Origin of the sequence: Caballeronia sp. GAWG2-1 (assembly GCF_023631405.1) — a bacterium.
In the GTDB taxonomy this organism is placed as follows: Bacteria; Pseudomonadota; Gammaproteobacteria; order Burkholderiales; family Burkholderiaceae; genus Caballeronia.
Map to the genome: position 1 here is coordinate 146,161 of NZ_JALQDD010000027.1, position 26,471 is coordinate 172,631.

Here is a 26,471-nt window from a genome sequence, read left to right on the forward strand (position 1 = left end):
ACGGGTCGACGAAACCCGCGGCGCGCGCCGGAAAACCGTGAATGGTAGCAAAACCGCATGCGTCGATGCTCATGGCACGACGGTCAGGAACAGGAAGGCCGCGAAGATCACCAGATGCACGACGCCTTGCAGCACGGTCGAGCGCCCGGTGCCGAGCGTGATCACGGAGACGAGCAGCGTGACCGCGAGCATGGTGATCTCCTTCGGCGCGAGCCCGAGGGAGATAGGCTGGCCGATGAGGATCGACACGATCGCAACCGTGGGAATGGTCAAACCGATGCTCGCGAGCGCCGAGCCTAGCGCAAGGTTCAAACTCGTTTGCAGCCGGTTCAGACGCGCCGCGCGCAATGCCGCGAGACCTTCGGGCAACAAAACGAGCGCGGCGATCACCACGCCGACGACCGCCTCGGGTGCACCGGCTGCCGCGACGCCCGCCTCGACCGCAGGCGACAAGAGCTTCGCCAGCCCGACCACGGACAAAAGCGACAGCACGAGCAAGCCGAGCGCGGTCCATGCGGCGGCGTTGGTCGGCGGCGGCGCGTGGGGCACGTCGTCTTCCGTGGCGGTTAGCTTGACGACATCCGGCACGGCTTGCAAAAAGTAGTCGCGATGCCGGATGGTCTGCACGAACACGAACACCACATACAGCACGAGCGAGATCACCCCGACGAACACGAGTTGCGAAGTGGACAAGCCCGGTCCCGGCACGGTGCTCGTGAAGTTCGGCAGGACGAGCGTGAGCACGGACATGGCGCAGAGAATGGCAAGCGCGGCGCTTGCGCCCTGCAACTGAAAATCCTGCACGTGATGCCGCATGCCGCCGATCAGCAGACACAGCCCCATGATCGCGTTGCTGCAAATCATGATCGCGGCGAACACGGTGTCGCGCGGCAAGCCGGCTTTTTCGGGGCCGCCGGACAGCATGACGGAGACGATCAGCGCGACTTCGATCACCGTCACCGCAATGGCCAGCACCAGCGTGCCGAACGGCTCGCCGACGCGATGCGCGACTACTTCGGCATGATGCACGGCCGCGAACACCGCGAACGCCAGCGCGATGGCAGCCAGCGCCATGAGCGCGGTGTTGTGAATGAGCGCGGTGGCCACGAGCACGACGAGCGCGAGAATCGGGGTGATGACGGTCCAGTCGAACTTGAGTTTCAATGGGCGCTCCATGCGAATCAGGTAAAGGGGTCGTCGGTTCATGGCGAAGTGCCACCATGTCCGACCCGCCTGCGCGACGAAGGTGCGCTGCAAGGGCGATGAAAGCGCCGTGACAAAGGGCCGCGGTCCATCGGCATGATAGCGAAAACGCCGCGCGGCGCGAGACTGTCGAAGCGAGCGCTGCGCTCGGCTTCGTGCTGAAGAATTGGCGTATTTGTCGGAGAATAAGCACTGTTGCCGATTGTCCCGTCGTCAGCGGCCCTGCCGCCAAACCGTCTCAGGAAACGGAGATCCATGCTCGTCGCGCCCAAACCCTCGACCGAAGCCGCCCGGCTTGCCACGCTGCGCTCGCTGAATATCCTCGATACCCCGCCGGAAGAGCGCTTCGACCGTCTCACGCGCCTGGCGCGGCGGCTGTTCGGCGTGCCGATCGCGCTCGTGAGCCTGATCGATGAGAATCGGCAGTGGTTTAAGTCGTGCATCGGTCTCGATGTGCCGGAGACTTCGCGCGATGTGTCGTTCTGCGCGCACGCCATTCTGCATGACGACGTGTTGATGATTCCCGATGCGCGCATCGATACGCGCTTCCACGACAATCCGCTCGTGACTGGCGCGCCCGGCATTCGGTTCTACGCGGGGCATCCGCTGACGGTGCCCAATGGCAGCAAGTTGGGCACGCTTTGTCTCATCGATACCCGTCCCCGCGAATTCGACGGCGAAGAGCGCAGCCTCTTGCGCGATCTCGCGCATATCGCGGAACAGGAGATCGCGGCGATCGAACTTGCAACCGTCGATGACCTGACGCTCATTGCCAACCGTCGCGGTTTCGAAGCGCTAGCGCGGCATGCGCTCAATATCTGCAAACGGCTCGATCGGCGCGCGTCGCTGCTGTTTTTCGATCTCGACGATTTCAAGCGTATCAACGACACCTTTGGTCACGCGGAAGGCGACCGCGCGCTCGTCACTTTCGCCGATGCCTTGCGCGCTTCGCTGCGTGCAAGCGATGTCATCGGCAGGCTTGGCGGCGACGAATTCGTCGCGCTCCTGACCGACGCGAGCGACGAGGAAGCCGCCCACGCGCTCGAACGTCTGCGCGCAAAGCTGGCTGCGCACAATGCTTCGGTCACACGCGGTTACGAGATTCGCTTCAGCGTTGGACAGACGCAGTTCGATCCCGCGCAGCATGCGAGTTTCTTCGACCTTCTGATTGAAAGCGACAGCAAAATGTACGCGCATAAGGCCGAGAGGAAGAACGCGGCGCGGCATTAAAAAACGCGGACGGTCGAGATGACCGGTCCGCGTCTTTTCACTCAAACTACGCCTCGAACGCTCAGGAAACCAGTTCGGCGTTCAGCGTAATCTTCGCGTTGCCCGCAAACAGCTTCGACACCGGGCAGCCTTCCTTCGCGGCTTGGGCGGCCTTGTCGAATGCAGCCTTGTCCGCGCCGGGAATCTTCGCCTTCAGATCGAGTTGACACGCGGTGATGGTGAAGCCTTCGCCGTCTTTATCGAGCGTGACGGTCGATTTCGTTTCCAGGCTTTCGGCCTTCAGACCCGCGAGTTCGAGTTGCAGCGAAAGCGCCATCGTGAAGCAGCCAGCGTGCGCCGCGCCGATCAACTCTTCCGGGTTCGTGCCCGGACCTTCCTCGAAACGCGACTTGAAGCCATACGGCGCTTCGTTGAGCACGCCGGTTTGCGTCGAGATGAAACCCTTGCCGTCCTTGATGCCGCCGCTCCACTTCGCCGATGCTGTCTTTTGCATGAAAGTTCTCCAGAGATGGGGTGAAATTGCGTTGACTGGCGCCAATGGCGCGTGACGCATGCGGCGCTGAGTTCGCACGCGCCGTGCCTGACGCTCGATGACGGGTGCTGTCGGACGCGGCGCATCCGCTTGTGTTTGCTCCTGGACGCCGCGCCTGCCCTATCGTAGCGGATCGCCGGCGCATGCGCAGACAGCGTGCAACATGCGCTTCATGCCCTGATGCAACATCGCGGCAATTTCATTGATATGGTCAAAAAGAGGCGCATCCCTTAGCATGACTGCCTCCCGGCTCAACCTGACCGACACATGAACGTAACGGCACGACTTGACGAGCGCGCGTCCTGACATGGGACCGCTGACAGAACGTATCGACGAAGACAGAACGCTGCCCGAACGTGTCGACGTGGTCGTCGTGGGCGGCGGCGTGATCGGCATCAGCACCGCGCGCTCGCTGGCGGCCAAGGGCTTGTCGGTGGCGGTGTGCGAGAAAGGGCACATCGCGGGCGAGCAGTCGAGCCGCAACTGGGGCTGGTGCCGCGCGACACATCGCGACCTGCGCGAGCTCGAACTTAGTCTCGAGAGTCTGAAGCTGTGGCGTCGTATCGATGAAGAACTCGGCATCGACACCGGCTTTCGCGAATGCGGCATCCTCTATGCCGCCGACGACGCCAAAGCGCTCGCCGATCACGAAGCGTGGCTCGCGCGCGCGGTCGCAAAAGTCGGCCGCGACGCGCTCGACTCGCGCATCATCTCCGCCGATGAAACCGCCGCGCTGATGACCGGCGCGTCACGCCGCTTCGCGGGCGGCATCTACACGCCCGGCGATGGCCGCGCCGAACCGCAACGCGCCGTCCCGGCGATGGCCGCCGCGCTGCGCAAGCGAGGCGTCAAGATACTCACGCCCTGCGCCGTGCGCGGCGTGGAAACGAGCGGCGGCAAGGTCAGCGGCGTGGTGACGGAATACGGACGGATCGCGTGCACGAGCGTGGTGGTCGCGGGCGGCGCGTGGACGCGGCTCTTCGCGGGCAACCTCGATGTCGATGTGCCACAGCTCATGGTGCGTTCGTCGGTCATGCGCACGGCGCCGCTCGAAGGCGGTCCCGACGTGAGCGCGTGCAATCACGCGATGGGTTATCGCAAGCGGCTCGACGGCGGCTATACCATCGCCAACGCGTTCCGCAACTACAGCGACATCACGCCCGACAGTTTCCGGCTGTTCTTCAAGTTTTTGCCCGCGCTAAAAAGCCAGCTCGGCGCGCTCAAGCTCGGCTTCAACGCGCGCTTCTTCGAGGAACTACGCCGTCCGCGCCACTGGCCGCTGAATCGCCCGACGGTATTCGAGTCCGTGCGCACGCTCGACCCCGCGCCTGTCGAGGCCTTCAACCAGCGCGCGCTCGACGAATTTCGCGCGGTTTTTCCGGCGCTTGGCGCGGTGAAGGTCGAGCAGTCGTGGGCCGGCTATATCGATGTAACGCCCGATGCGGTGCCGGTCATCTCGGGCATCGACGGAACGCCCGGGGTGTTCATCGCCACGGGATTTTCGGGGCATGGTTTCGGCATCGGTCCCGGTGCGGGTCGGTTGATGGCGGATATCGTCGCGAACGACACCCCGCTCGTCGACCCGCGCGCCTTCCGTCTGTCGCGCTTCTTCGACGGCAGCAAGATCGAGCTCGACGGCGGGTTCTGAGCCGGCGAATCTTGAACGCGCCGCGCCATGCCTACATCGACTCGCAGCACGCGCTAACATACCGGTTTTGCTGTTTTGTCCTTTCCGGGCGCGCGCATGCATCGCCCTGTATTCGAGGTTTTTTCATGGCAACCACGCCTGTTTTGTATGTCGATGTCTGGTCGGACTTCACATGTCCTTTCTGCTATCTGGAAACACCGGTGCTCGATCAGTTCGCCAAGGCGTATGGCAACGCAGTCGAGCTTCGCTGGCACGCGTTCGAACTGCGTCCCGAACCCACGCCGCTGCCTGATCCGAATAGCGAACAAGCCCAGGACGCCTGGGAAAACTCGGTGGTTCCGCTTGCCGAGGAGCGCAACGTGTTGATGCGTCCGCCGCCCGTCGCGCCACGCAGCCGCAAGGCGTTCGAGACCGCGCTTTTTGCGCAGGAATCGGGGCGCTTCGATATCGTGCATCGCGCGATCTTCAAGGCTTACTTCGAGGAAGGTATCGATATCGGCGATCCGGACGCGCTCATCGATATTGCCGCGACATGCGGCATCGATCCCGAGTTGCTCGAAGAAGCGCTCGACGAAGGCACCTACACGGACCTCGTGATCGAAGACGAAGAGTTTGCCAAGCAACTGGGCGTGAGCGGCGTGCCGTTTGCCGTGCTGTCGCGCGAAGCCGCGCCGGGCAAGGAACCGCCGCCGCCCATCGCATTGCGTGGCGCCGCGCCGATTCAGCACTTCGAGAATGCGGTCGAGCGATTGTTTCCGGATGGCTTTCCGAGTTGATGTTCGAGGTAAGCGGGCGATGCGGGGCTGGCATGCGCTCGGCCACGACGCCGACGACGCGCAGGCTCGCGAATGTCAGCTCGGCAAAGCGCAACGGCCGACGCCCTGTCTAACCGTGCTCCGCCATGAACGACTTCAGCGCAATACGCTGCGCCGGTTCGAGCGATTCGAATTCAAGCCCATAAGCGGCGCTTTGCGTCGATGCATCGAAGTCGCCGACGTGACGCACGATGGCGATGGTATCGACCTGAACATCGACGCCGTCGGTCGCGAATCGAAACGAGAGTGCGAGACGATCGCCCACGCGCGCGTTCGGCGTCGCGACAGTCAAAGACATGCCGTAGGGACTGATGTCGCTCACGCGACCCGGCTGTTTGAGCGCGCCCTCTTCGCCTTCGATGGCAAAGCATGCCGCCATGCGCGTCGGCATGCGGACGAACTTGCGCGTGCGCAGGCGGCGGATCGTACCTGGCGCCGATAACACCACATAACTGAACGGCTCGCGGCAGAGCGCATCCACCGTACACGCGAAGCGGAACACGCCCTTTCCCGTCAGCGCGACGAGATCGACCAGTTCGCCACGCGTGAGGTCCAGCGGATCGAAGCCCGTCATGAGCGGCTGAGTGACAAAAAGCGAACGCTCGCCATTGCGACGTGCATTCGAAAACCCGATTACGCGACTCGCATACATCGCCGACCCCGAACCGCCTGTGACACGCACGCCAATACGGCCGCCGATCGACAAACCCAAGTCGTCGAGAACGAGCGTTTCCTCGCTCGGCTCTTCCGGTTTTCGTCGAGGCGCCGCGTCGCCGGCAGTCCGGTGCGGATCGAACTGCCTGAAAATGAAATCGCGCGTCGCTTTGTCGGGAATGAGGGTGCCTGCCGCGAAAAGCGGCGTTCCATCGGCGGAAACGATCGCCCATTCGAGCGGCGCGCCCGGCACGACGTCGGCAGGTTGAAGACGCACGAAGGCCTGTCGTGCGTCAACGGCGGAGTCTTCGATCATTTATCGGACGATTCTTAAGTGTTTTCGCAATCGTCTCCGGTCGCGGAATCGCCGTCAAGTGCTATTAAGCAAAATTTACGTTCGCGCACTAATAAATGACTTCCGTGCGCCCTCTTTCGCGATTATTCTGCAAAAAGTTTATGCGCATAAATTTTTTTAACGCGTTATTACGCCAGCATGCGCGTGGCGATTCGCTTCAGCGGGAGCCAAAACGCTTTGTATTGCCTCGAGCACTTGCGGTACGTCAGGCGGCGCTCCGCCATCACCGACAGAGACCGAACGGCCGGGTTCGTGGATACCGAAATGCTCGCGCGATGTCGCCGCGAACAGCATAACGGTGCGCCGCTGCAAAGCATGTGCGAGATGGACGAGCCCGGTATCGGTTCCGACGACCAGTTCAGACGCCTGAATCCAGTGCGCGCATTCCTCGACACTCAGCTTCGGCAGCACGAGCGCCTGCGGCACGAGTGCGGCAATAGCCTGCGCTTCGCCGCGCTCGCGCTCCGTGCCCCACGGCAACGCAATCTGATAGCCGCGCTCGACGAGCCAGCGCCCGACTTCGGCCCAGTGATCCTTTGGCCACTTCTTCACATCGGCGGAGGTCGCGTGGAACAACATGGCGATGGGCGCGCCGCCGCGTGGAATGCCGAGGTCATGCGTAGGCTCGGGGAGTCGAAGATCGTAGTCGGGCGTTTCCTGAATCTCGTAGCCCAGCGCATCGGCGACGCTCACGCGCATGCCGCGCCAGGCGTCGGTGTGCGGACGCGGACCGAAGCGCGCGTTGTACGCGAACGCCGCGCCACGCTCGCCAAGGTCCTGATTCAGATAGCCGTAGCGCCGCCGCCCACGCGCTATGAACGCGATGATCGCGCTCTTGTACACGCCATGAATATCGACGATGACGTCGTATTTCTCGGCGCGCAACTCGCTGATGGACCCCGTGATCTCCTTGAGATCGTTCCAGTTGCGCGCCTTCTTGAACTTGCGCAAAGGCGCGCTCAGCACGCGGTCGACACCCTGACTCCAACGGATGATGTCAGCGAACGCGGCGTCGGCGGCCCAGTCGACCTTCGCGGATGGAAACGCCCGCCGCAAGTCGGAGACAACCGGCAGCGTTTCGACGATATCGCCGAGAGACGTGACTTTGACGATCAGAATTCGCTTCATCGACAGACCTGGATGCACCGGTGTGTGCGGCTCGATGCCGCGCCGGAAAAACAGCGATTCTAAAGAATTTGTCGCGCCACGGCTGTCAGCGTTTGTAAGTCCACCGTCGCGTCACGTCTTCGGCGCCTAGACGGCGTTACAGGGTCTTGGCCGAAAACGTATCGCATTGACGGATATCGCCGGACGACAAGCCCTTGCGCAACCATCGCTGCCGTTGCTCGCTCGATCCGTGCGTGAACGCTTCCGGCACCACGCGTCCTTGCGATTGCTGCTGCAACCGGTCGTCGCCAATTGCGCCCGCCGCATTCAAGCCCTGCTCGAAATCGCCCGGTTGAATGAGCTTTGCATTGTCCTGCTGCGCAACCGCCGCCCACACGCCCGCAAAACAATCCGCCTGCAACTCGACGCGCACCGAAAGCGCATTCGCCTGCGCGGGCGACATGCGCGCGCGTGCGCTATCGACCTTGTCCATGATGCCGAGCACGTTTTGCACGTGATGCCCGACTTCGTGCGCGATCACGTAGGCCTGTGCGAAGTCGCCGCCCGCGCCGAAGCGATCCTTCAACTCGCGATAGAACGACAAGTCGATATAAACGCGCCGGTCGTTCGGACAATAGAACGGCCCCATCGCCGCTTGTCCCGTGCCGCAGCCTGTTTGCGTGCCGCCCGAGAACAGCACGAGCTTGGGCGCCGGATAGTCCTGATTGAACTGCGTCCTGAAGATGTGTTGCCAGGTTCGCTCGGTATTGCCGAGCACGCGACGCACGAATACGGCGCCGGCGTCTTGCGCTGGCGCCGTATTCGACGGCGCGGCTTGCTGCTGCACGGGCGCGTTGCCATGAAGCATTTGCGCGCCGTTGATGATGGTCATCGGATTGATGCCGAAGAAGTACGATGCCGCGAGCGCGACGACGATCGTCCCGATGCCGATGGATCCGCCGCCGACTCTGAATCCGCCGCCTCCGCCGCTGCCTCGCCGGTCTTCGACATTGCTGCTTTCTGCTTCGTCATCGAGGCGCATTTGGGTCTCCTTGCATAGCCGCGCGTGGCGCGTGCTCAAAAGCCATTATGGTACTCGCGCGTCTCGCAAATGAAGTCTCGCGAGGACGTGAAAGTTCGTCGAACGAGCCTGCGTCAATGTGAATCGGACGAGTCTTGATGCAGTGCGGTCGATTGTCGCGTAAAGCAGCCCGCATTCCTGCTCTCGGCGAGTCATCCTCCATACCAAAAACAATGCGCATTCAAGCCATTAGCCACGCTAAATCCTTGAAACCGCGGCATTTGCGCGCAACGCGCATTTCCTGACGCAGCGCAACAGATACGCATAAATGGCGCTACAGTCCGCTCCAGCATTACCGACGTTTCAACCCGCGCATGCCGCACGTTGCAATCCGGCACGCGTGAATTTCAAAGCAAAAGTCATCATGCATGCGACTCCCGAAGCAATCGACCTGGCACGTATCCAGTTCGCGTTCACTGTCTCGTTTCATATCATCTTTCCCGCGCTTTCCATCGGACTTGCAAGCTTCATCGCCGTGCTAGAAGGCGCGTGGCTCAAGACCGGCAAACTCGTCTACAAGGAACTGTGCCTTTTCTGGTCGAAGGTATTTGCCGTCGCGTTCGGCATGGGCGTGGTGTCGGGCGTCGTGATGGCTTACGAATTCGGCACCAACTGGGGTGGCTTTTCGAGCTTCGCCGGTCCGATCACGGGTCCCTTGCTCACCTACGAGGTGATGACCGCGTTCTTCCTCGAAGCTGGCTTCCTCGGCATCATGCTGTTCGGCTGGAACAAGGTCGGCCCGAAAGCGCACTTCGGCGCCACCTTGATGGTGGCCATCGGCACGCTCATCTCGACTTTCTGGATTCTTGCGTCCAATAGCTGGATGCAGACCCCGCAAGGGTTTCGCATCGAAGGCGATCACGTCGTGCCGGTGGACTGGTTCGCGATCATCTTCAACCCGTCGTTTCCGTACCGGCTCGCGCATATGGCGATTGCGGCGTTCATCGTCGCGGCGCTGGTCGTGGCCGCGACGGGCGCGTGGCATCTGCTGAAGGGCCGACGCGATCCGGCCATCAGGAAGACTTTTTCGATGGCGCTCTGGCTGCTGCTGGTCCTGACGCCGATCCAGGCTTTCGTCGGCGACGCGCACGGTCTCAACACGCGCAAGTATCAGCCGGCGAAGATCGCGGCTATCGAAGGTATTTGGGAAACGGAGAAAGGCGGCACCGCGCTCAATCTCTTCGGCATTCCGGACATGGAAGCGGAAACGACGAAGTACGCCGTGCAGATTCCGCATCTCGGCAGCGTGATCCTCACGCATAGCTGGGACGGCGAGATTCGCGGCCTCAAGACGTTCCCGAAAGACGAGCGGCCGAATTCGACCATCGTGTTCTGGAGTTTTCGCGTGATGGCGGGACTCGGCGTCTTGATGATCCTCATGTCCATCGCCGGTTGGCTGCTGCATCGCAAGCGCAAGTTATTCGATGCGCGCTGGTTCCATCGCTTCGTGCTGATCATGGGTCCGAGCGGTTTCATCACCTTGCTCGCGGGCTGGGTCACGACCGAAGCGGGCCGTCAACCGTGGGTGGTCTACGGCGTGATGCGCACGGCCGACGCCGTCTCGCCCGTCACCGCGCAGCAAGTCGGCGTCTCGCTGCTCGCGTTCGTGATCGTCTACACGATCGTCTTCGGCACCGGCATCTACTACTTGCTGAAGTTGTTGCGTCATGGGCCGGCGTTGCCGGGCGCGCCGTCTCATACGCCCGATTCGTCCGATGGCACCGCGCGCCGTCCGATGAGTCTTCCGCATCAGTCCATCGAAGGAGCTTGAACATATGGACCTCACCGTCGCGTGGGCCGCGATCATCGCACTGGGCCTCTTTCTCTACGTCGTGCTCGATGGCTTCGATCTGGGCATCGGCATTCTGTTTCCCTTCTTTCCCGACCGGCACGACCGCGACGTGATGATGAACACCGTCGCGCCCGTGTGGGACGGCAACGAAACGTGGCTCGTGCTGGGCGGCGCGGGTCTCTTTGCCGCGTTCCCGATGGTCTATTCGACCGTGCTTTCCGCGCTCTATCTGCCGCTCGTGCTGATGCTCGTGTGCCTGATCTTTCGCGGCGTGTCGTTCGAGATTCGCGCCAAGGCGTCGCGCACGAAGTCCATGTGGGATCTTGCGTTCATCGGCGGATCGGCGGGCGCGACGTTCTTTCAAGGCGTGGCGCTCGGCGCGTTTCTCGATGGCATCCCCGTCGCCGATGGCCGCTTCGCCGGCGACGCCTTCGGCTGGTTCACGCCGTTTTCGCTGTTCACGGGCGGCGCGCTCGTCGTGACTTACGCCCTGCTCGGCGCATGCTGGCTGATCGCGAAGACCGAAGGCGATTTGCAGCGACGGCTGTATCGCGTCGTATGGCCGTTGACGCTGCTGCAGCTTGCGACGATTGTCGTGGTGAGCGTGTGGACGCCGCTGCAGGACGCGGGCATTGCATCGCGCTGGTTCGACTCGCCGTGGTTTTATCGGATGCTGCCGGTGCCGGCGCTAGTCGTGGCCTGTGCTTGGGCGATGCATCGCTCGATCCGTTCGCGGCATGAAACGCGGCCGTTCGCGGTGGCGCTCGGCTTCATGTTGCTGGGTTACGCGGGATTGGTTGCGAGCATTTCGCCGCAGGAGATTTTTCCGGGCGTGTCGCTTTGGGATGCCGCTTCGCCGCGTTCTTCGCAGCTCTTCACGATTGTCGGCGCGGCGGTTATTTTGCCGGTGATCCTGGGTTACACCATGCTGAGTTATTGGGTATTCAGAGGAAAGGTGCGTCATGGCGAACATCACTATCACTGAACGCGGCGGCTCTATTGCGATGATGCGCGCGAAGAAGGTCTTCTGGTTCGTCGCGCTTTGGGTGACAGGTGTGGGCGGCGCGATGCTGCTGGCTTTGCCGTTCAAGTTGTTGATCAAGGCGGGAGCGGCTCTGCATTGATGCCGCTGGGCAAGGCGCTCACGACGGCGATCGTCGTTGAGCACCCGAGCCCGTCTGCTCAAAACCACCAGGCCGCCACCGCCCCACTCACTACCCCGAACACGACCACCGCCGCCGTGACGAACGCGAGCACCTTCGGCGGAAACGAGCGCGCGAGCATGGCGAGCGAGGGCAGGCTGACGGGCGGCAAAGTCATCAGCAACGCGCCTGCTGGGCCGGCAGCCATGCCGAGCGAAAGCATCGCCTGAATGATCGGCACTTCGCCCGCAGTCGGAATGACGAACAACGTGCCCGCAATCGCGAATGCGACGATCCACAGCATGCTGTCGTCGATATTCGGTCCGATATGCGGAAACAGCCACGCGCGCGCCGCGCCTAGCAACAACACCAGCACGATGTACTCCGGCACGAGCCGCAACGTCATACGTCCGAGAATGCGCAACCAGCGCGAAAACGCCGTGCCCGGCTCATCTTCCTTGACGAGGTTTGCAAGCGCCTCGCGCGATTGCGCCGCCTGCGCGGGCGTCACCATGCGATTGACCGCGTAACCCAACCCGAACACCATCAGCACACCGAGCACGAGGCGCAGCCCGGTCCACTGCCAGCCGAGCACGAAGCCCATGAACACCAGCGCCGCCGGATTGAGCACCGTGTTGCCGAGCCAGAACGCGACCGCCGCGCCCGGCGCCGCTTCCCGCGCACGCAAGCCCGCCACGACCGGCGCCGCGCAGCACGTGCACATCATGCCGGGCAAGGACATCAAGCCGCCATTCAACACGCTGCCGAAGTTTCGTTCGCCGAGCGCACGCGCGACCCAGCGCGGCGGAATCAACGCCTGCACCGCCGAACCGAGCAACAGGCCGAGCACCATCGCCTGCCAGATGGCCTTGCCGTAAGCCATGGCATAGTCGAGCGCCGCTTGCCACGACGGTGCCGGCGCACTCGCGGACGCGCCCATCAAAATGGACTTGCCGATGGAATGCTGACTCGCCGCCACGAACGCGCGGTTGTAGTATGGAAACCATTTGACATAGAAGAGACCGACGACCGCGATCAGCAGAAAAACGATCCAGCCGGGCGCGATGCGAGGGGGTCGGGGCGCGTGAGTATTCATGTTTGACTCGAATGATGAAGATTAATCTCAGTTCGCCGCGGGCGATGTCTGCGCCAATTGCGCGAGAAGCGCCTCGGCCTGCGCGACGCTGTCGGCATCGTTGGGCCGGAAGGTCATGTGGGACGCCTTTGCCAGATGCGTATAAAGCGCGCGGCTGCTGCGGCCATACGCGGGATCGTAATGACGGTCGATGAGTTCCGCGAACAGCTCGGCACGCGCGTTCTCATCGATCAGCCGATGCCAGCGCTCCACGCGCTCGCGGCTATGCAGCCCGATGAGTCGCGCCAGTTGCGACTTGAAGAACGCGGGATTGTCGAAAAGATGCGCGTAGTCCTGCAACAGAAACGCGATGCGATCTTCGCGGCGCGCCTCCACTTCCACGCACGCCGCGCCATGCAGACCGTCCAGCAATGCATCCGGCACCGAAAGCGCGCCGATGCGCCGCCCTTCCGCTTCGATATACACGGGCTTGGCCGCATCGAAACCACGCAACGCACTCACGAGCGCCGACTCGAACGCCTTCTGCGAAGGCTGCGTCTGTCCCGGCAACGCGCCGAGCAACGAACCGCGATGTGCCGCGAGCCCTTCCAGATCCAGCGTTTGCGCGCCGGCCTGATCGAGCGCGTGCAACAGACGCGTCTTGCCGCTGCCGGTGTGGCCCGTCAGCGCGACGTAACGAAAACGGCACGGCAGCGTGACGAGGGAATCGAGCACTTCGCGCCGATAAGTCTTGTAGCCGCCTTCCAGTTGACGCGCCTGCCAGCCGATCATGTTGAACCAGGTCGTCATCGAGCCGGAGCGCTTGCCGCCGCGCCAGCAATAAATGAGCGGGCGCCAGTTGCGCGGCCGGTCGGAAAAGAGCGTATCCAGATGTCGCGCGATATTGCGCGCGACCATGGCGGCGCCGACGCGCGTGGCTTCGAAAGGCGAGACCTGCTTGTACATGGTCCCGACGATCACGCGCTCCTCGTTGGTCAGCACCGGCGCGTTGAGGGCGCCGGGGATGTGATCGTCGGCGTATTCGAGCGGCGTGCGGACATCGACGATTTCGTCGAAAGCGCCGATACGGTCGAGGTTCACGAGGAGATTTTTCACGGGCGATGACGCTGCACGGGCGCAACGCAAGAGACGGGACAAGCGCGAAATTATCGCACGGGCGCGGATTTCGGCGCGGCGGGCTTTTTTGACGAGGCGCGGGCGCTGCGCGAAGCGGTTAAAGTGAGTGGCAGCACGTACGGACGACGTGGCGGCTTTCCCTTGAACGAAGGAAACGCGATGACATATCAGGAGACGATCGGCGCACGGCGCTACCGTTTCGACGATCTGAAAACGCTGCTCGCGCGCGCGAGTCCGCGTCGTTCGGGCGACGAACTCGCGGGCCTCGCGGCGGCGACGGAAGAAGAGCGCATCGCCGCAAAACTCGCGCTTGCACAGGTGCCGCTGCGCGCGTTTCTCGACGAACCGCTCATTCCCTACGAGCACGATGAAGTCACGCGCCTGATCGTCGATACCCATGACGCGCATGCCTTCGCGCCCATCGCGCATCTCACCGTCGGCGAGTTCCGCGAATGGCTGCTTGCCGACACCACGGACACCGCCGCGCTCGAAGGCGTGACCGCGGGTCTCACGCCGGAAATGGTCGCAGCCGTTTCCAAGCTCATGCGCAATCAGGATCTGATCCTCGCCGCGCGCAAGCGTCCGGTGATCACGCGGTTTCGCACGACCATCGGCTTGCCGGGGCATCTTTCGGTGCGGCTGCAGCCGAACCATCCAACCGACGATCCGAAAGGCATTGCCGCGTCCATGCTCGACGGCCTTTTCTACGGCTGCGGCGACGCGGTGATCGGCATCAATCCGGCGTCGGATTCGCCTGCCGCCATCACGGCGCTGCTCACGATGATGGACGATTTCCGCCAGCGCTACGACGTGCCGATGCAATCGTGCGTGCTGACTCACGTCACCAACACGCTCGCGGCGATCGAGCAAGGCGCGCCGGTGGATCTCGTGTTCCAGTCGGTCGCGGGCACCGAGCGCGCCAACGCGAGTTTCGGTGTATCGCTCAAGCTGTTGGAGGAAGCGCACGATGCCGCGCTGTCGCTCGGTCGCGGTACGGTCGGCGACAACGTGATGTACTTCGAGACGGGCCAGGGCAGCGCGTTGTCGGCCAATGCGCATCATGGCGTCGATCAGCAGACCTGCGAGGCGCGCGCCTATGCGGTCGCGCGCCGTTTCAAGCCGCTTCTGACGAACACGGTGGTCGGTTTCATCGGTCCGGAATATTTATACGATGGCCGGCAGATCATCCGCGCCGGCCTCGAAGATCACTTTTGCGGCAAGCTGCTCGGCGTGCCGATGGGTTGCGACATCTGCTACACGAACCACGCCGAAGCCGATCAGGACGACATGGACACGCTTCTGACGCTGCTGGGCGTGGCCAACGTGAACTTCATCATGGGCGTGCCGGGCGCGGACGATGTCATGCTGAACTATCAGAGCACGTCGTTCCATGACGCGCTTTATATTCGCCGCGTGCTGAACTTGAAGCGCGCGCCGGAATTCGAAGCGTGGCTGCAAAAAATGCGCGTGACGGATGGACGTGGCGGCTTGCTGTCGGCATCCGGCAGCGCGCAGGGACAGCCGTTGCTCGACTGGATCGATGCGTGATGGATGAGATCGATAAGCGGAGCGTGGATGCATCGGCGCGCGAGGACCGCGTCGATGAGCGCGCGGACGCGTCGGTGCAAAGACGCGACATGGCGGGCTTGCACACTGGCGCGCCGAAGCACGACGGCGACAGCGTTCGCGCGAGTGCATCTGCCAGTGGTTCGAGCTCCACCAACGGCATCGAAACCAATCCCTGGGATGCGCTCAAGCGCTTCACCAACGCGCGCATTGCTCTGGGACGCACCGGCGACAGTTTGCCAACCGCGCCGCTGCTCGCCTTTGGCCTGGCGCATGCGCAGGCGCGCGACGCCGTGCATCAGCCGCTCGATACCGCCGCGCTCGCCGCGGAACTCCATGCAGCCGGCTTCGACACGCTCGAAGCGGCGAGCGCCGCGCCGGATCGCGATCATTATTTGCGGCGTCCCGACCTGGGCCGCGCTCTCGACGATGCCAGCCGCGCCCGCCTTGCCGAACATGCCGCACGAACAGAAGCGGCGCCCGACATTGTTTTCGTCGCCGCCGATGGCCTCTCGGCTTTCGCCGCGCAGCGACACGCCGCCGCCTTTCTCGCCCGCCTGAGTCCGAAGCTCGATGGCTGGAAAGTCGCGCCTGTCGTCATCGCGACACAGGCGCGTGTCGCGCTCGGCGACCCGATCGGCGAGTTGCTGGGAGCGCGCATCGTCGTGGTGATGATTGGCGAGCGGCCGGGCCTCAGTTCGCCCGACAGCCTCGGGCTCTACGTGACTTTTGCGCCGAGGCCAGGCCGTCACGACGCCGAGCGCAACTGCATCTCGAACGTGCGGCCCGAGGGATTGAACTACGATGCGGCCGCGTTCAAGCTGCACTGGCTGCTGAACGAAGCGCGCCGCCTGAAGCTGACCGGCGTGGGCCTCAAGGATCATAGCGGCGCGCTGCCGTCTGCCGCGGGCGATGCAAGTTCGCTGGATCATCACGCGTAACGGCACGATCGCCACCTTCGTTTCGCGCGCACTTGCATTGCCTCGCGAGTGTTCGCAATTCGCGTGGCGGGCCACTATGCTCAAGTCATGCTTCGCATGAAAAACCTTCGGACCGGTTCTCGGCGGATATCGTCCGCGCACCGGCTTGGCCGTTCTCCATACCCCGCGATCACGCGACTTCTCGCGCTTGGGCTGCTGCTCACGGGTACTTGCGCTTTTGGCGACACAATCACGTTTCCAAATGGCTCCATGACACCGATGTCATTTCCCGGTTCGCTCTCGATCGGGCGTGACGCGGCTGTGGGCACGATACTCAACAGCACGTCGCAGAATCCCGGCGCGTCGGCATCCAATGTCACGTGCACGATCCAGCAAATCACCACCGTCAACGGCAACGTGGTCGCAGGCAATCCGAAAACCTATCAGACGAACGTCGACGGCATAGGCGTGCGGTTCTATATCACGAGCGGCTGGAACGGGAGCTGGGAGCAGGCACCGACCACCAGTTCCTTTACGGTCACGAGCGGCAGCACGGCCCACTACGTGCGCGCCGATTTGGTCGTGACCGGACCGATCAGTGGCGGAACGATCACCATTCTGCCTTCCATGACCATCAGTTTCACTGGCCCTTGCATTAATACGTTGACCGTCACGGAGACGCTCGTCACCGGCACTATGGTGACCGGTCAGGCCTGCAGCGTTACCACGCCTGCGGTCACCGTGACGATGCAGAAAGTCGCGCCGTCGGACTTGCCGAGCGTCGGCGCGACAGCGGGCAACACCGCTTTTTCCCTCGGTCTGAATTGTGCCGCGGGGGCCAAGGTGAACGTGACACTCACCGACGCGCTCAACCCTGCCAATCAATCGAATATTCTGACGATCGGTGGCGATTCGGCTGCGTCAGGTGTAGGGCTTCGCGTGCTGCTCGGTTCCAGCCCGGTCTCCTATGGACCGGCATCGCCGCTCGCGGGAACGTCGAACCAGTGGAGCGTTGGAACAGCCAGCGGCGGCGCGATGACCGTTCCGCTTATCGCACAGTACGTGCGCACCTCGGCGACTTTGCAAATGGGCCGAGTCAGCGGCAAGGCACTCTTCACCATGTCGTATCAGTGAAGGAAGCGCTATCGCCGCAACTTCCGATAAACCGTCGTTCGCGACACACCCAGCGCCCGCGCCGTCGCCGACACATTGCCGCCATGCGACTCCAGCGCCGCCGCAACCACGCTCGCGGCAATATCCGCGAGCCGCGCATCGCCAGCGGGAGCAGCGCTCGGTTCGTCGCGAACGGGAGCCTCGAAATCATCGATGAAATCGCGCGGCAGATGCGTCACGCCGATGCGCGTTTCGTCATCATCGAGCATCGCCGATGCCGTGCGCAGCACATTGCTCAACTGCCGGAAATTACCCGGCCAGCGATGCCGCGCAAACAGCGCGAGCACATCTTCGTCGACGCTCAACACGCGGTCCGCAAGACACTCGTGGCGCAAGATGCGCTCGACGGCCGCTCGCAAATCGGTGCGCTCGCGCAGCGGCGGCAAGGTTACAGCCAGGCCGTTCACGCGATAAAACAGGTCCTCGCGAAACTCGCCCTTCGCAACCTGCTCGCGCAACTTGCGGTTGCTCGCGCAGACCAGCGTGAAGTCGACCGGCACGGCGCGCGCCGCGCCGAGCGGCTCGACCACGCGCTCTTGCAGCACGCGCAAGAGCCGGCTTTGAAGCGCGAGCGGCATGTCGCCGATTTCATCGAGAAAGAGCGCGCCGCCGTTCGCCTGCACGATCTTGCCCGACGCACCGCGCTTGGCCGCGCCGGTGAACGCGCCCTGCGCATAGCCAAATAGCTCGGATTCGATCAGCGTCTCAGGCAACGACGCACAGTTCACCGCGACGAACGGTCCATCGCGCCGTGGCGAATCGCGATGAATGGCGCGCGCCAGCATCTCCTTGCCCGCGCCGGTCTCGCCGCCGATCAGGATAGGAATCTCCTTGCCGACCACTTTCCTGACTTGCTGGATGAGTTCGTACACGCGCGCATCGCCCGTACAGAGATCAGCGAGACGCGACGGCGTCTTGCTTTCAACGGGCGCATTCGTTCTGACTGGCACCGCGACCGGCGCGACCGTGCGCTCGCGATATTCGACGCCCGCGAACACGCCGACGCCGCTATGCAGCAGAAGGCGGCGCGGCGGCTTGCCGGCCCGCTCGATCAGTTCGTCGGGAGTCGCACCGAATAGCGATGCCAGCGTCTGCACGCGCAGATGCCCAAGCTCCAGTCCGAGTTGAAACTGCGCGCTGCGATTGGCGCTCAGAAGCCGGCCATCGAGATCGAATACGGCGATGCCTTCCATCAACGTGCCGATGAATTCCGGGCGGCTATGAAAATGAATTCGCAGACCGTCGCCGAACGCGCTTGCGATCAGGCGATTCTCGATCATCTGGCCGGACATTTTGACGAGCGCCATCGTGTGCTGGTGATAGCCGCGGCGGTCGCCAGTGACATCGAGTACGCCGCTCAAGCCGCCGCGCGGATCGAGAATCGGCACCGACGAACACGTCAGAAAATGGTTGGCGCGCAGATAGTGCTGATCGCCGTGGACGGTGACGGCCTGCCGTTCGGCGATGGTCGTGCCGATGGCATTCGTGCCCTGATGCGCCTCGCTCCACACCGCGCCCGCCTGCAGCGCGACCTTTTGCGCGCGGGCGAGGAAGTCGTCGTCCCCCAGGGAATGCAGAATCAGCCCGCTCGAATCCGTGAGCGCGATCATGCTGTGCGTGTTGGCGATCTGCGCGTAGAGCGTTTCCATCACCGGCAACGCGTGAGCGAAGAGCGCGCGGCTCTCGTCGCGCTTCAAGGCGAGTTGCGCGCCGGACAAGACTTCGTATTCGGGACGCATGGTCGCGGAAAGACCAAAAGTGGCCGAGCGCTCATGCGATTGATGGATTACGTCATGATGCGCGGGCCGAAGCGCCGCGCCGATGGCATGCTGCATCGCCTCCTCCTTTCGAATTCAGCGCGGCGGGGTCGTCGGGCGCCCATGCCGTCGCGTGAATGTCTCTTGACGCAGAGTAACACCGACCCGGCGACCGGGTCGATGCGAGGAAGCGCGCAGTCGTTACAAGACGAGCGAGCCCGCCGAAATGGCGACGATCAGGAAGATGACGAACAGAATCAGGAAGATGAAGAAGCAAATCTTCGCGATGCCGGCCGCACCGGACGACACGCGTCCGAAACCGAAGAAGCCGGCGATGACCGAGATGACCGCGAAAAGAATGGCAAGTTTTAACATGACGTCGATGGTTTATCGTTAAGGTTTCGCCTTGTCTGCAAGGGTTGTGCCCAATCCCTTTCAAGCTGCCGTTGAACTCGACCGTTAGTTGCTCGTATGCGCGTTAAAAAGGCGGCCTGTTCGCCGCCCTTTCTTACTGCGCCCCGCCTTTCTCGGCAGCAGGAACCACAGCCGGAATCGTCCTTGGCCGCCCGCCCAGCCATCGCAAGACCGCTTGATGCACTTGAGGCACGGCAAGCAGCGTGGTTACGGCAATCGCATCCGCGGCCAGACCGGCGGGCACGTTGATGAGGCCATCGGTCAGCGTGAAGAGGATGGAATCGACGACGAGCGATATCACCGTGCCGACGACAAAGCACACCATGCCGTCGCGCCCCACTGCCCCGACCCACGGCAGGCGCGATGCGATTTCCTTGATCAGACCGTAGCGCGCAAAATTCGTGGCGATCCACGCAATGGCGAGAAAATTGACGACGCGCGCGCCGGCGAGGTCACGCTTGAACGCGCTATCCAAGACGGGCGGCAGTACGAGCAGCTTGTAGTACGCCATGCCGATGATCAGCGCGAGCGCGCCCAGACTGACGACCCATCCCATGCGATGCGAACTCACGCGCTGATAAACCGGCGTGCAGCGCGCCAGCACGCCGAGCACGAACATCAGTTGCCAGGCGGCGGGATTGAAGTCCCAAAGCGTGTCGTTGGCGGATGGCAAGTATTCACCGATTTGCGGCGCAAACGCCCACAGGCCGAGGCTCAGACCGAGCAGCAACCACGGCTTGCTGCGCGCGAGCGGCAGCGTAAGCGGCACGGACAGCGCGAAGAGCGCGTACATCGGCAGGACGGCGGCAAGATACGGCTGGCGCTCGAAGGTGAGAATCTGCGTCAGCGACGACACCGGCGCGGCCGTGAGACTGTCGAGGTCATGCAGCGCCAGATTCGGCGCGCTGCCGAAAAACGGCCGCAGCAGGAAGGTCGCGACGAGCATCAGCGCGGCAGTGACGAGAAACGCGCGGTAGATTTCGACCGAGCGCTTGAGAAATCGCACGCGTGCGGCGCTTTCCGAGCGCCGGCTGGCCATCGCGGTATAGGCCGTCGCCGTGGCGAAGCCGCCGAGGAACACGAAGACTTCGGCGGCGTCGTTGAGCGCAAAGGCGTGCAGCGTGAAGCGCGACAACATGCTGCCGCCGATGTGATCGACGACGATGACGAGCAGCACGAGTCCGCGAAAGAAGTCCAGCTCGACGAGGCGTTGAGATTTTCCTGACATGCTGCTCAAGGAGTTTTCCTGCGGCGCGCAGGAGGGTGGGCAGGCGCCGCAATCGGCGGCAAACGAGACCGAGAGTTTACCCTTAATCGTCTGCGGTGAGCATCTTCGCATAAGGAAAAAACCGTTTCAAATCCGGCGCTTGTTGTGTTTTGAGCGCAAACGCTGACACTTCGCAACGCATCTCTGTGTCTCCTCCGCTTGGTGTCTCGAAAAGTTTTCAAGTTCCTTTCATTAATCCAAGTCTGCGTTAATATCACGCGCTCAATCCACTCGATGCGGCTTTCGCACAACTCAAAGGCTTCCGACGCGCATGGACTACCTCGCCACACTGCTGACCGATCCCGCCGCCTGGGCCGCTCTCGCGACGCTCGTCGTCATGGAAGTGGTGCTTGGCATCGACAACCTGATCTTCATCTCGATCCTGACCAACAAGCTGCCCGAGGCGCATCGGGAGCGCACGCAACGCATCGGCATCGGGCTCGCGCTCGTAATGCGGCTCGGTTTGCTCGGCACGGTCGCGCTGATCGTGCGCCTCACCGCGCCGATCTTCGAGGCGTTCGGGCACGGCTTCTCGTGGCGCGATCTGATCCTGATCGCGGGCGGCGTCTTTCTCGTGTGGAAGGCGACCACGGAAATCCGCCATCACGTCACGCACGACGCCGACGATCACGCTGGCGCGAATGCGGGCGCGCGCCTCACACCGTTGTCGGCGATCGGCCAGATTCTGCTGCTCGATCTGGTGTTTTCCATCGACAGTATCGTGACGGCGGTCGGCATGACGGAACACATTCCGATCATGTTCGTTGCCGTGATCGCGGCGGTCGCGGTCATGCTGTTCGCGGCGGGGCCGCTGTCGCGGTTCATCGAACGCAATCCGACTATCGTGATGCTGGCGCTCGGCTTCTTGCTCGTGATCGGGATGACGCTGATCGCGGAAGGATTCGGCTCGCACGTGCCGAAAGGCTATATCTATGCGGCGATGGCGTTCTCCGCGCTCGTCGAAGCGCTCAACATGCTGGCGCGGCGGGCGAAGCGGAAGTCCGATCCGGCTCGGAACCGACGCGGCGAGAACTGATGCATCAGCTCGTGTAGCCGTCGCGGATCAGGCGGCATAGAACCGGCGCCATCGCGGGCTCCTCGGGTTCGCCTCGGTCGACCCATGCGGCGAATGCCTTCACGTCGTCGGTGAATGGCGGTTCGCCGCGCGCCTTGCGGATGACGTTGTGCGCGCTCAGCAAAGCTTTCGCGGGCGCCACGATCGATGCGATGAGCGGCCCCTTCGCCGGGCCGAAGTCGAAATTGTCCATGCCGTGCTTATCGGCATTGGCGATGAAGACTTGAGGCTCAGCAGGTCTGGTGGCGTCGCGCTTGCACGGCGGGGGCGTTATAAGCCGCACCTCAAAACGGCAACTCGCCCTGCCGCTTTTCAACAGCCGCGATCTCCGGCAACGGCTGCGCGCGCAGCCAGCGATCGATCGCGTCGACGACATGCCGACGTTCGGCTTCATCGAGTACCTTGCCCGCCGCGATGCCGTGCCATTTCGCCAGACAACCGCGGCAGCACGTCGCCGTCGCGTGCTGCGCGATGAACACCGGATGCCCGCGAAACGGCGTCTGCTTGCCATCGTTGAGCGGCGCTTGCGGCGCAAGGCGCTTCGCGATCAGCTCGTGCGCCTGCGCGACGACCGCTTCCACCCCGCGTTCGCGCAGATAGCGCCCTTCCCGCACACCCAACGCAAAACGCCTGCGAAACGCGGATTTAGCGAGCGCGGCGAAGACAGCGTCGAGATCGCGCATCGACCTTCATTCCTTGCCGTAGAGCGTGGAATCGGCGAAACCTTGGGCGTCGAGCACACGGCCCACGAGAATCAGCGCCGTGCGTTGCAGACCCACCGCCCGCACCTTCACCGCGATATCCGCAAGCGTGCCTTCCACGCGCGTTTCATCCGGCCAACTCGCGCGAAACACCACGGCGACAGGACAATCCGCGCCGTAATGCGGCAGCAGATCGTCGACGATACGCTCGATATGCCGCACGCCAAGATGAATGGCGAGCGTCGCACGATGACGCGCCAGCTCCGCGAGCGATTCGCCTTCGGGCATCGACGTTTTCGCGGCATAGCGCGTGAGAATCACGGTCTGCGAGATGCCCGGCAAGGTGAGTTCGCGTTTGAGCGCCGCCGCCGATGCCGCCGTCGCCGTCACGCCCGGCACGATCTCATAAGGAATCGCGAGTGTATCGAGACGGCGCATCTGCTCGCCTGTCGCGCCGTAAAGCGAAGGGTCGCCGGAATGCACGCGCGCCACGTCTTCTCCCCGCGCGTGCGCGTTTTCGAGCAACGCGACGATCGCATCGAGATCGAGTTCCGCTGTGTTCACGACACGCGTCGCCCGATGCCCGCTCAACACTTCGTCGGGCACGAGCGAGCCCGCATAAAGAATCACCGGACACGAGCGGATGAGCCGCTGGCCCTTCACGGTGATGAGTTCCGGGTCGCCCGGTCCGGCGCCGATGAAATAGACGGTCATGGAAGAGGAAGTTCGGTTGTGAGTGCATCGAGCGCGCTTGCCGGATCGTCGAACGCGCGATCGGCTTCGGGAAGCGCGGGCCGCGCAAGCATCACGACGGGCAAGCCGCGTTCGCGCGCCACCGCGAGCTTCGCTTCGGTCGCGCGGCCGCCGCTGTTTTTGCTGACGACGACATCGATACGCGCCGCATCGAACAACGCGCGCTCGCCTTCGATACTGAACGGCCCGCGCGCATCGACGATCCGCGCACGCGCGTTGCCTTCGTGCGGGTCGAGACAACGGACAGTCCAGAATTGCGACGCGGGTATCTCGTCAAGATGCGCAAGCGGCTCGCGTCCGAGCGTGAATAACGGCTTTTCATAGGCCGCGATTGCATCGACGACGCCTGGCCAATCGCGCGCCTCGCGCCAGATGTCGCCTGCTCGCGGCTGCCATGCCGGACGACGCACGGCCCACAAGGGCACGCCAACGAGCGTACATGCTTCGCGTGCATGACGGCTCATCTGCGCGGCGTAGGGATGCGTGGCATCGAGCACGAGCGCGATGCCTTCTTCACGCAGATACGTTGCCAGACCCGCCACGCCGCCAAAACCGCCGACGCGAACCTCACATGCGAGATCCGTCGGCACACGCCCGAGCCCCGCGAGACTGTAGACATGCGACGTGCCGAGCTTGCGCGCAATGACGAGCGCGTCGCCGGTGCCGCCGAGCAATAGCACGCGCTTCATTGCGCGCTCCCGACGATCTGCCCTTGCCTGTCGATGGCGAAAGTCTCCACGACGATGCCTTGCGGCACGACGTCGAGCGCCACTTCGCGGGCCCGCGCGCAGACGATATCGCCGAGCGCGATGCCTTCGCCGCGCGCCAGCTTAAGCGCCTCCTGACTCGTGTTGGCCATGCGAATCGCGTGCTGCAACGCGATGCTCGCGCCAGCATCGGCGGCCCAGGTGGCGAGAAGCGGCAAGTCGATACTCGACGTGCGGCTGTGCAGATCCATATGTCCCGCCGCGAGCTTGCTGAGTTTGCCGAAGCCGCCGCAAACACTAAGTTTTTCGACCGGCGCGCGACGCAAGTGCTTCAAAACCGCACCCGCGAAATCGCCCATTTCGATGAGCGCCATATCCGGCAAGCCGTAACGCGCGCGCATGGCGTCCTCGCTCTGATTGCCGGTGCACGCCGCGATATGTTGCACGCCATTGGCGCGCGCGACATCGATCCCCTGATGGATCGACGCGATATAAGCCGCACACGAAAACGGCCGGACGATGCCGGTGGTCCCGAGTATCGACAGTCCGCCGATAATGCCGAGCCGCGGATTCATCGTCTTGAGCGCAAGCGCCTCGCCATTCTCCACGCCGATGCTCACGTCGAAACCGCCCGCATAACCCGCTCGCGTGGCGAGTGCTTCGAGATGCTCGCTCATCATTTTGCGGGGAACGGGGTTGATGGCCGGCTCGCCGATCGGCAACGCAAGGCCCGCGCGCGTCACGGTGCCAACGCCCGGTCCCGCGTGAAAGCGCACGCCATGCCGCGCCGCAAGCCGCACGCGAGCTATGACGAGCGCGCCATGCGTGACATCGGGATCGTCGCCGGCATCCTTGATGACGCCCGCTTCCGCTGCATCGCCGGCAAGACGGCAGAACGCGAGCGGCATGGTCACGGACTGGCCCTTCGGCAGCACGATCACCGCGCGCTCGCTCGGCTCGCCGAGCAACAAAAGGCGCGCGGCCGCGAGACTCGTCACCGTCGCGCAGCTTCCCGTCGTGTAGCCGCTTCTGAGCGGCGCGGACTGTTCGGGCGTCTCGTCACGCATCGGGATGGTCATCCGCCGGCGAGCTCATGGCTTCTTCGCGTGCAGAAGCGTGATCGGCAGCGCTTGCCGCCACGTATCGAAACTGCCGAGCGGCTCGGCCCGTGCGATGCCGATCCGCGTCAGCTCGCCGCCATGCTCCGCGCGCCATGCAACGAGCGCCGCTTCGCTCTGCAAGGTCACGGCGTTGACGATCAGCCGACCGCCCTGCCGCACGCGCGACCAGCACGCATCGAGGAGACCCGGCACGGTCACGCCGCCGCCGATGAACACGGCATCCGGCGCGCTCAAACCGTCGAGCGCGCCGGGCGCCTCGCCCTTGACGAGTTGCAGCGCAGGCACGCCGAGCGCATCGCGGTTATGTTCGATGAGACGCTGCCGCCCCTCGTTCGCTTCGATTGCAATCGCGCGGCAAGCGGGATGCGCGCGCATCCACTCGATACCGATGGACCCGCAACCCGCGCCGACATCCCACAGCAATTCGCCCGGTTGCGGCGCGAGACGTGCGAGCGTCACGGCGCGTACATCGCGCTTGGTAAGCTGGCCGTCGTGCCGATACGCGTCGTCGGCAAGACCCGGCGTGAGCGATGGCCCCGCGTGGCCCGCATGCGTGCGGCATTCGATCGCCATGAGATTGAGCGCCGCCACGCGCGGCTCGCGCCAGTCGTCCGCACGTTCGTCGAACCGGCGTTCATTCGTGCCGCCCAGATGCTCGAACACCGTCACGCGGCTCGCGCCGAAACCATGCAGCGTGAGAAGCTGCGTGACGGCGGCGGGCGTCGCGCCATCGGCGCTCAGGACGAGCAGACGTCCGCCGCGAAACACATGCGCGAGCAGGGACGCCACCGGCCGCCCGACGAGCGACACGCATTGCGCGTCCTGCAACGGCCAGCCCAAGCGCGCCGCCGCCAGCGACAGCGACGAAGGCGCGGGCATGACGCGCATTTCTTCCGCGGATAATTCGCGCGCAAGCGTGACGCCGACGCCGAAGAACATGGGGTCGCCGCTCGCAAGCACGCATGTTTGGACGCCGCGCTCGGCGAGCACGGCATCGACGGAAAACGGGCTTGGCCATGGCACGCGGCGCGCCGCGATACGCGCCGGCAGAAACGCGAGGTGACGTTCGCCGCCGTGGATCGACCGTGCTTGGAAGAGCGCGCGCCGCGCCTCGCGGCCAAGCCCATGCCAGCCGTCCTCGCCGATACCCACGACGGTCAGCCAGTTCGACATGTGCGGCCTCCTACGGGCGAATCCCGCGTTTGAAGCACCCGCGCAAGGCGGGAAGCGGTCTGATGGTCGATAA

Annotated in this window: 26 protein-coding genes; 10 read left to right on the forward strand and 16 right to left on the reverse strand. The window is 63.6% G+C overall.

Translation table 11 applies throughout. The features are described from left to right. Window positions 1-69 precede the first annotated feature (69 nt). A complete protein-coding gene (locus NCR98_RS17130) occupies window positions 70-1,176 on the reverse strand; it encodes a calcium:cation antiporter (RefSeq protein ID WP_409014897.1) in 1,107 nt (368 codons plus the stop codon). Window positions 1,177-1,458: 282 nt separating this feature from the next. On the opposite strand from NCR98_RS17130, the gene NCR98_RS17135 reads away from it, so the two are divergent. Further along, window positions 1,459-2,433, forward strand: a complete 975-nt coding sequence (locus NCR98_RS17135) for a GGDEF domain-containing protein (RefSeq protein WP_250526761.1) — start codon at window positions 1,459-1,461, stop codon at window positions 2,431-2,433. 61 nt (window positions 2,434-2,494) lie between these two features. On the opposite strand, the gene NCR98_RS17140 is transcribed toward NCR98_RS17135, so the two are convergent. Then, window positions 2,495-2,926, reverse strand: a complete 432-nt coding sequence (locus NCR98_RS17140; protein WP_244829538.1) for an OsmC family protein — start codon at window positions 2,924-2,926, stop codon at window positions 2,495-2,497. A gap of 346 nt (window positions 2,927-3,272) precedes the next feature. Between NCR98_RS17140 and NCR98_RS17145 the strand changes: the two genes are divergently transcribed. Next, window positions 3,273-4,613: an NAD(P)/FAD-dependent oxidoreductase gene (locus tag NCR98_RS17145; protein ID WP_250493467.1), complete on the forward strand. Its 1,341-nt coding sequence runs from the start codon at window positions 3,273-3,275 to the stop codon at window positions 4,611-4,613. A gap of 125 nt (window positions 4,614-4,738) precedes the next feature. After that, window positions 4,739-5,389 carry a DsbA family oxidoreductase gene (locus NCR98_RS17150; protein ID WP_250467183.1) on the forward strand — a complete coding sequence of 217 codons (651 nt, stop codon included), beginning with the start codon at window positions 4,739-4,741 and terminating at the stop codon, window positions 5,387-5,389. A gap of 109 nt (window positions 5,390-5,498) precedes the next feature. On the opposite strand, the gene NCR98_RS17155 is transcribed toward NCR98_RS17150, so the two are convergent. The 3 genes from NCR98_RS17155 to ypfJ all read right to left on the reverse strand — a co-directional run bounded on the left by NCR98_RS17155 (window position 5,499) and on the right by ypfJ (window position 8,586). Continuing rightward, window positions 5,499-6,398 (reverse strand): flagellar brake protein, encoded by a 900-nt coding sequence (locus tag NCR98_RS17155; protein WP_250526762.1) that lies wholly within the window; start codon window positions 6,396-6,398, stop codon window positions 5,499-5,501. A 156-nt stretch (window positions 6,399-6,554) separates the two neighbouring features. Beyond that, window positions 6,555-7,565, reverse strand: a complete 1,011-nt coding sequence (gene waaC / locus NCR98_RS17160) for a lipopolysaccharide heptosyltransferase I (RefSeq protein ID WP_250526763.1) — start codon at window positions 7,563-7,565, stop codon at window positions 6,555-6,557. A gap of 136 nt (window positions 7,566-7,701) precedes the next feature. Beyond that, window positions 7,702-8,586, reverse strand: coding sequence for a KPN_02809 family neutral zinc metallopeptidase (gene ypfJ / locus NCR98_RS17165; protein WP_250467189.1), 885 nt, complete (start codon window positions 8,584-8,586; stop codon window positions 7,702-7,704). A gap of 403 nt (window positions 8,587-8,989) precedes the next feature. Here ypfJ and NCR98_RS17170 point away from each other — a divergent pair, with 403 nt between their 5' ends. From NCR98_RS17170 to NCR98_RS17180, 3 genes are read left to right on the forward strand one after another with little or no spacing between them, the layout of a single operon-like run. Then, on the forward strand, window positions 8,990-10,396 hold the full coding sequence (locus NCR98_RS17170; protein ID WP_250526764.1) for a cytochrome ubiquinol oxidase subunit I: 1,407 nt from the start codon (window positions 8,990-8,992) through the stop codon (window positions 10,394-10,396). Window positions 10,397-10,400: 4 nt separating this feature from the next. Continuing rightward, a complete protein-coding gene (gene cydB / locus NCR98_RS17175; RefSeq protein ID WP_250526765.1) occupies window positions 10,401-11,402 on the forward strand; it encodes a cytochrome d ubiquinol oxidase subunit II in 1,002 nt (333 codons plus the stop codon). Next, a complete protein-coding gene (locus tag NCR98_RS17180; RefSeq protein ID WP_250467195.1) occupies window positions 11,380-11,541 on the forward strand; it encodes a hypothetical protein in 162 nt (53 codons plus the stop codon). Before cydB ends, NCR98_RS17180 begins: the two co-directional genes overlap by 23 nt. Window positions 11,542-11,599: 58 nt before the next feature. On the opposite strand, the gene NCR98_RS17185 is transcribed toward NCR98_RS17180, so the two are convergent. Then, the gene (locus NCR98_RS17185) at window positions 11,600-12,655 is read right to left on the reverse strand and encodes a permease (RefSeq protein WP_250526766.1); all 1,056 of its coding nucleotides are present in this window, start codon (window positions 12,653-12,655) and stop codon (window positions 11,600-11,602) included. Window positions 12,656-12,682: 27 nt separating this feature from the next. Then, window positions 12,683-13,750: a tRNA 2-selenouridine(34) synthase MnmH gene (mnmH, locus tag NCR98_RS17190; protein ID WP_250493472.1), complete on the reverse strand. Its 1,068-nt coding sequence runs from the start codon at window positions 13,748-13,750 to the stop codon at window positions 12,683-12,685. A gap of 180 nt (window positions 13,751-13,930) precedes the next feature. Here mnmH and NCR98_RS17195 point away from each other — a divergent pair, with 180 nt between their 5' ends. The 3 genes from NCR98_RS17195 (at window position 13,931) to NCR98_RS17205 (ending at window position 17,391) form a co-directional block, all read left to right on the forward strand. Continuing rightward, window positions 13,931-15,319 (forward strand): ethanolamine ammonia-lyase subunit EutB, encoded by a 1,389-nt coding sequence (locus tag NCR98_RS17195; RefSeq protein ID WP_244829517.1) that lies wholly within the window; start codon window positions 13,931-13,933, stop codon window positions 15,317-15,319. Further along, window positions 15,319-16,278: an ethanolamine ammonia-lyase subunit EutC gene (gene eutC, locus NCR98_RS17200; protein WP_250510107.1), complete on the forward strand. Its 960-nt coding sequence runs from the start codon at window positions 15,319-15,321 to the stop codon at window positions 16,276-16,278. The genes NCR98_RS17195 and eutC overlap by 1 nt, the downstream gene beginning before the upstream one ends. 249 nt (window positions 16,279-16,527) lie before the next feature. Continuing rightward, window positions 16,528-17,391 (forward strand): fimbrial protein, encoded by an 864-nt coding sequence (locus NCR98_RS17205; protein WP_250467200.1) that lies wholly within the window; start codon window positions 16,528-16,530, stop codon window positions 17,389-17,391. Window positions 17,392-17,399: 8 nt separating this feature from the next. Here the strand turns inward: NCR98_RS17205 and NCR98_RS17210 are convergent, their stop codons facing one another. From NCR98_RS17210 to NCR98_RS17220, 3 genes are all read right to left on the reverse strand, one after another. After that, on the reverse strand, window positions 17,400-19,265 hold the full coding sequence (locus NCR98_RS17210) for a sigma-54-dependent Fis family transcriptional regulator (RefSeq protein ID WP_250526767.1): 1,866 nt from the start codon (window positions 19,263-19,265) through the stop codon (window positions 17,400-17,402). A gap of 123 nt (window positions 19,266-19,388) precedes the next feature. Then, window positions 19,389-19,562, reverse strand: coding sequence for a DUF1328 domain-containing protein (locus tag NCR98_RS17215; protein ID WP_087628737.1), 174 nt, complete (start codon window positions 19,560-19,562; stop codon window positions 19,389-19,391). A gap of 133 nt (window positions 19,563-19,695) precedes the next feature. Beyond that, window positions 19,696-20,829, reverse strand: coding sequence for an OpgC domain-containing protein (locus NCR98_RS17220; RefSeq protein WP_250526768.1), 1,134 nt, complete (start codon window positions 20,827-20,829; stop codon window positions 19,696-19,698). Window positions 20,830-21,139: 310 nt separating this feature from the next. On the opposite strand from NCR98_RS17220, the gene NCR98_RS17225 reads away from it, so the two are divergent. Further along, a complete protein-coding gene (locus NCR98_RS17225; RefSeq protein ID WP_250510112.1) occupies window positions 21,140-21,904 on the forward strand; it encodes a TerC family protein in 765 nt (254 codons plus the stop codon). 4 nt (window positions 21,905-21,908) lie between these two features. On the opposite strand, the gene NCR98_RS17230 is transcribed toward NCR98_RS17225, so the two are convergent. The 6 genes from NCR98_RS17230 to cbiE form a co-directional block, all read right to left on the reverse strand. Next, the gene (locus tag NCR98_RS17230) at window positions 21,909-22,136 is read right to left on the reverse strand and encodes a hypothetical protein (RefSeq protein WP_244829508.1); all 228 of its coding nucleotides are present in this window, start codon (window positions 22,134-22,136) and stop codon (window positions 21,909-21,911) included. Window positions 22,137-22,227: 91 nt separating this feature from the next. Then, entirely contained in the window at window positions 22,228-22,626 is a 399-nt protein-coding gene (locus tag NCR98_RS17235) for a DUF4186 domain-containing protein (protein ID WP_250526769.1), read from the reverse strand. A 6-nt stretch (window positions 22,627-22,632) separates the two neighbouring features. Next, a complete protein-coding gene (gene cobM, locus NCR98_RS17240) occupies window positions 22,633-23,358 on the reverse strand; it encodes a precorrin-4 C(11)-methyltransferase (RefSeq protein ID WP_244829505.1) in 726 nt (241 codons plus the stop codon). Continuing rightward, the gene (locus tag NCR98_RS17245; RefSeq protein WP_250526770.1) at window positions 23,355-24,086 is read right to left on the reverse strand and encodes a cobalt-precorrin-6A reductase; all 732 of its coding nucleotides are present in this window, start codon (window positions 24,084-24,086) and stop codon (window positions 23,355-23,357) included. Before NCR98_RS17245 ends, cobM begins: the two co-directional genes overlap by 4 nt. Next, window positions 24,083-25,171 (reverse strand): cobalt-precorrin-5B (C(1))-methyltransferase, encoded by a 1,089-nt coding sequence (locus NCR98_RS17250; RefSeq protein ID WP_250526916.1) that lies wholly within the window; start codon window positions 25,169-25,171, stop codon window positions 24,083-24,085. Before NCR98_RS17250 ends, NCR98_RS17245 begins: the two co-directional genes overlap by 4 nt. 24 nt (window positions 25,172-25,195) lie before the next feature. Next, on the reverse strand, window positions 25,196-26,398 hold the full coding sequence (gene cbiE, locus NCR98_RS17255; RefSeq protein WP_250526771.1) for a precorrin-6y C5,15-methyltransferase (decarboxylating) subunit CbiE: 1,203 nt from the start codon (window positions 26,396-26,398) through the stop codon (window positions 25,196-25,198). Window positions 26,399-26,471 lie beyond the last annotated feature (73 nt).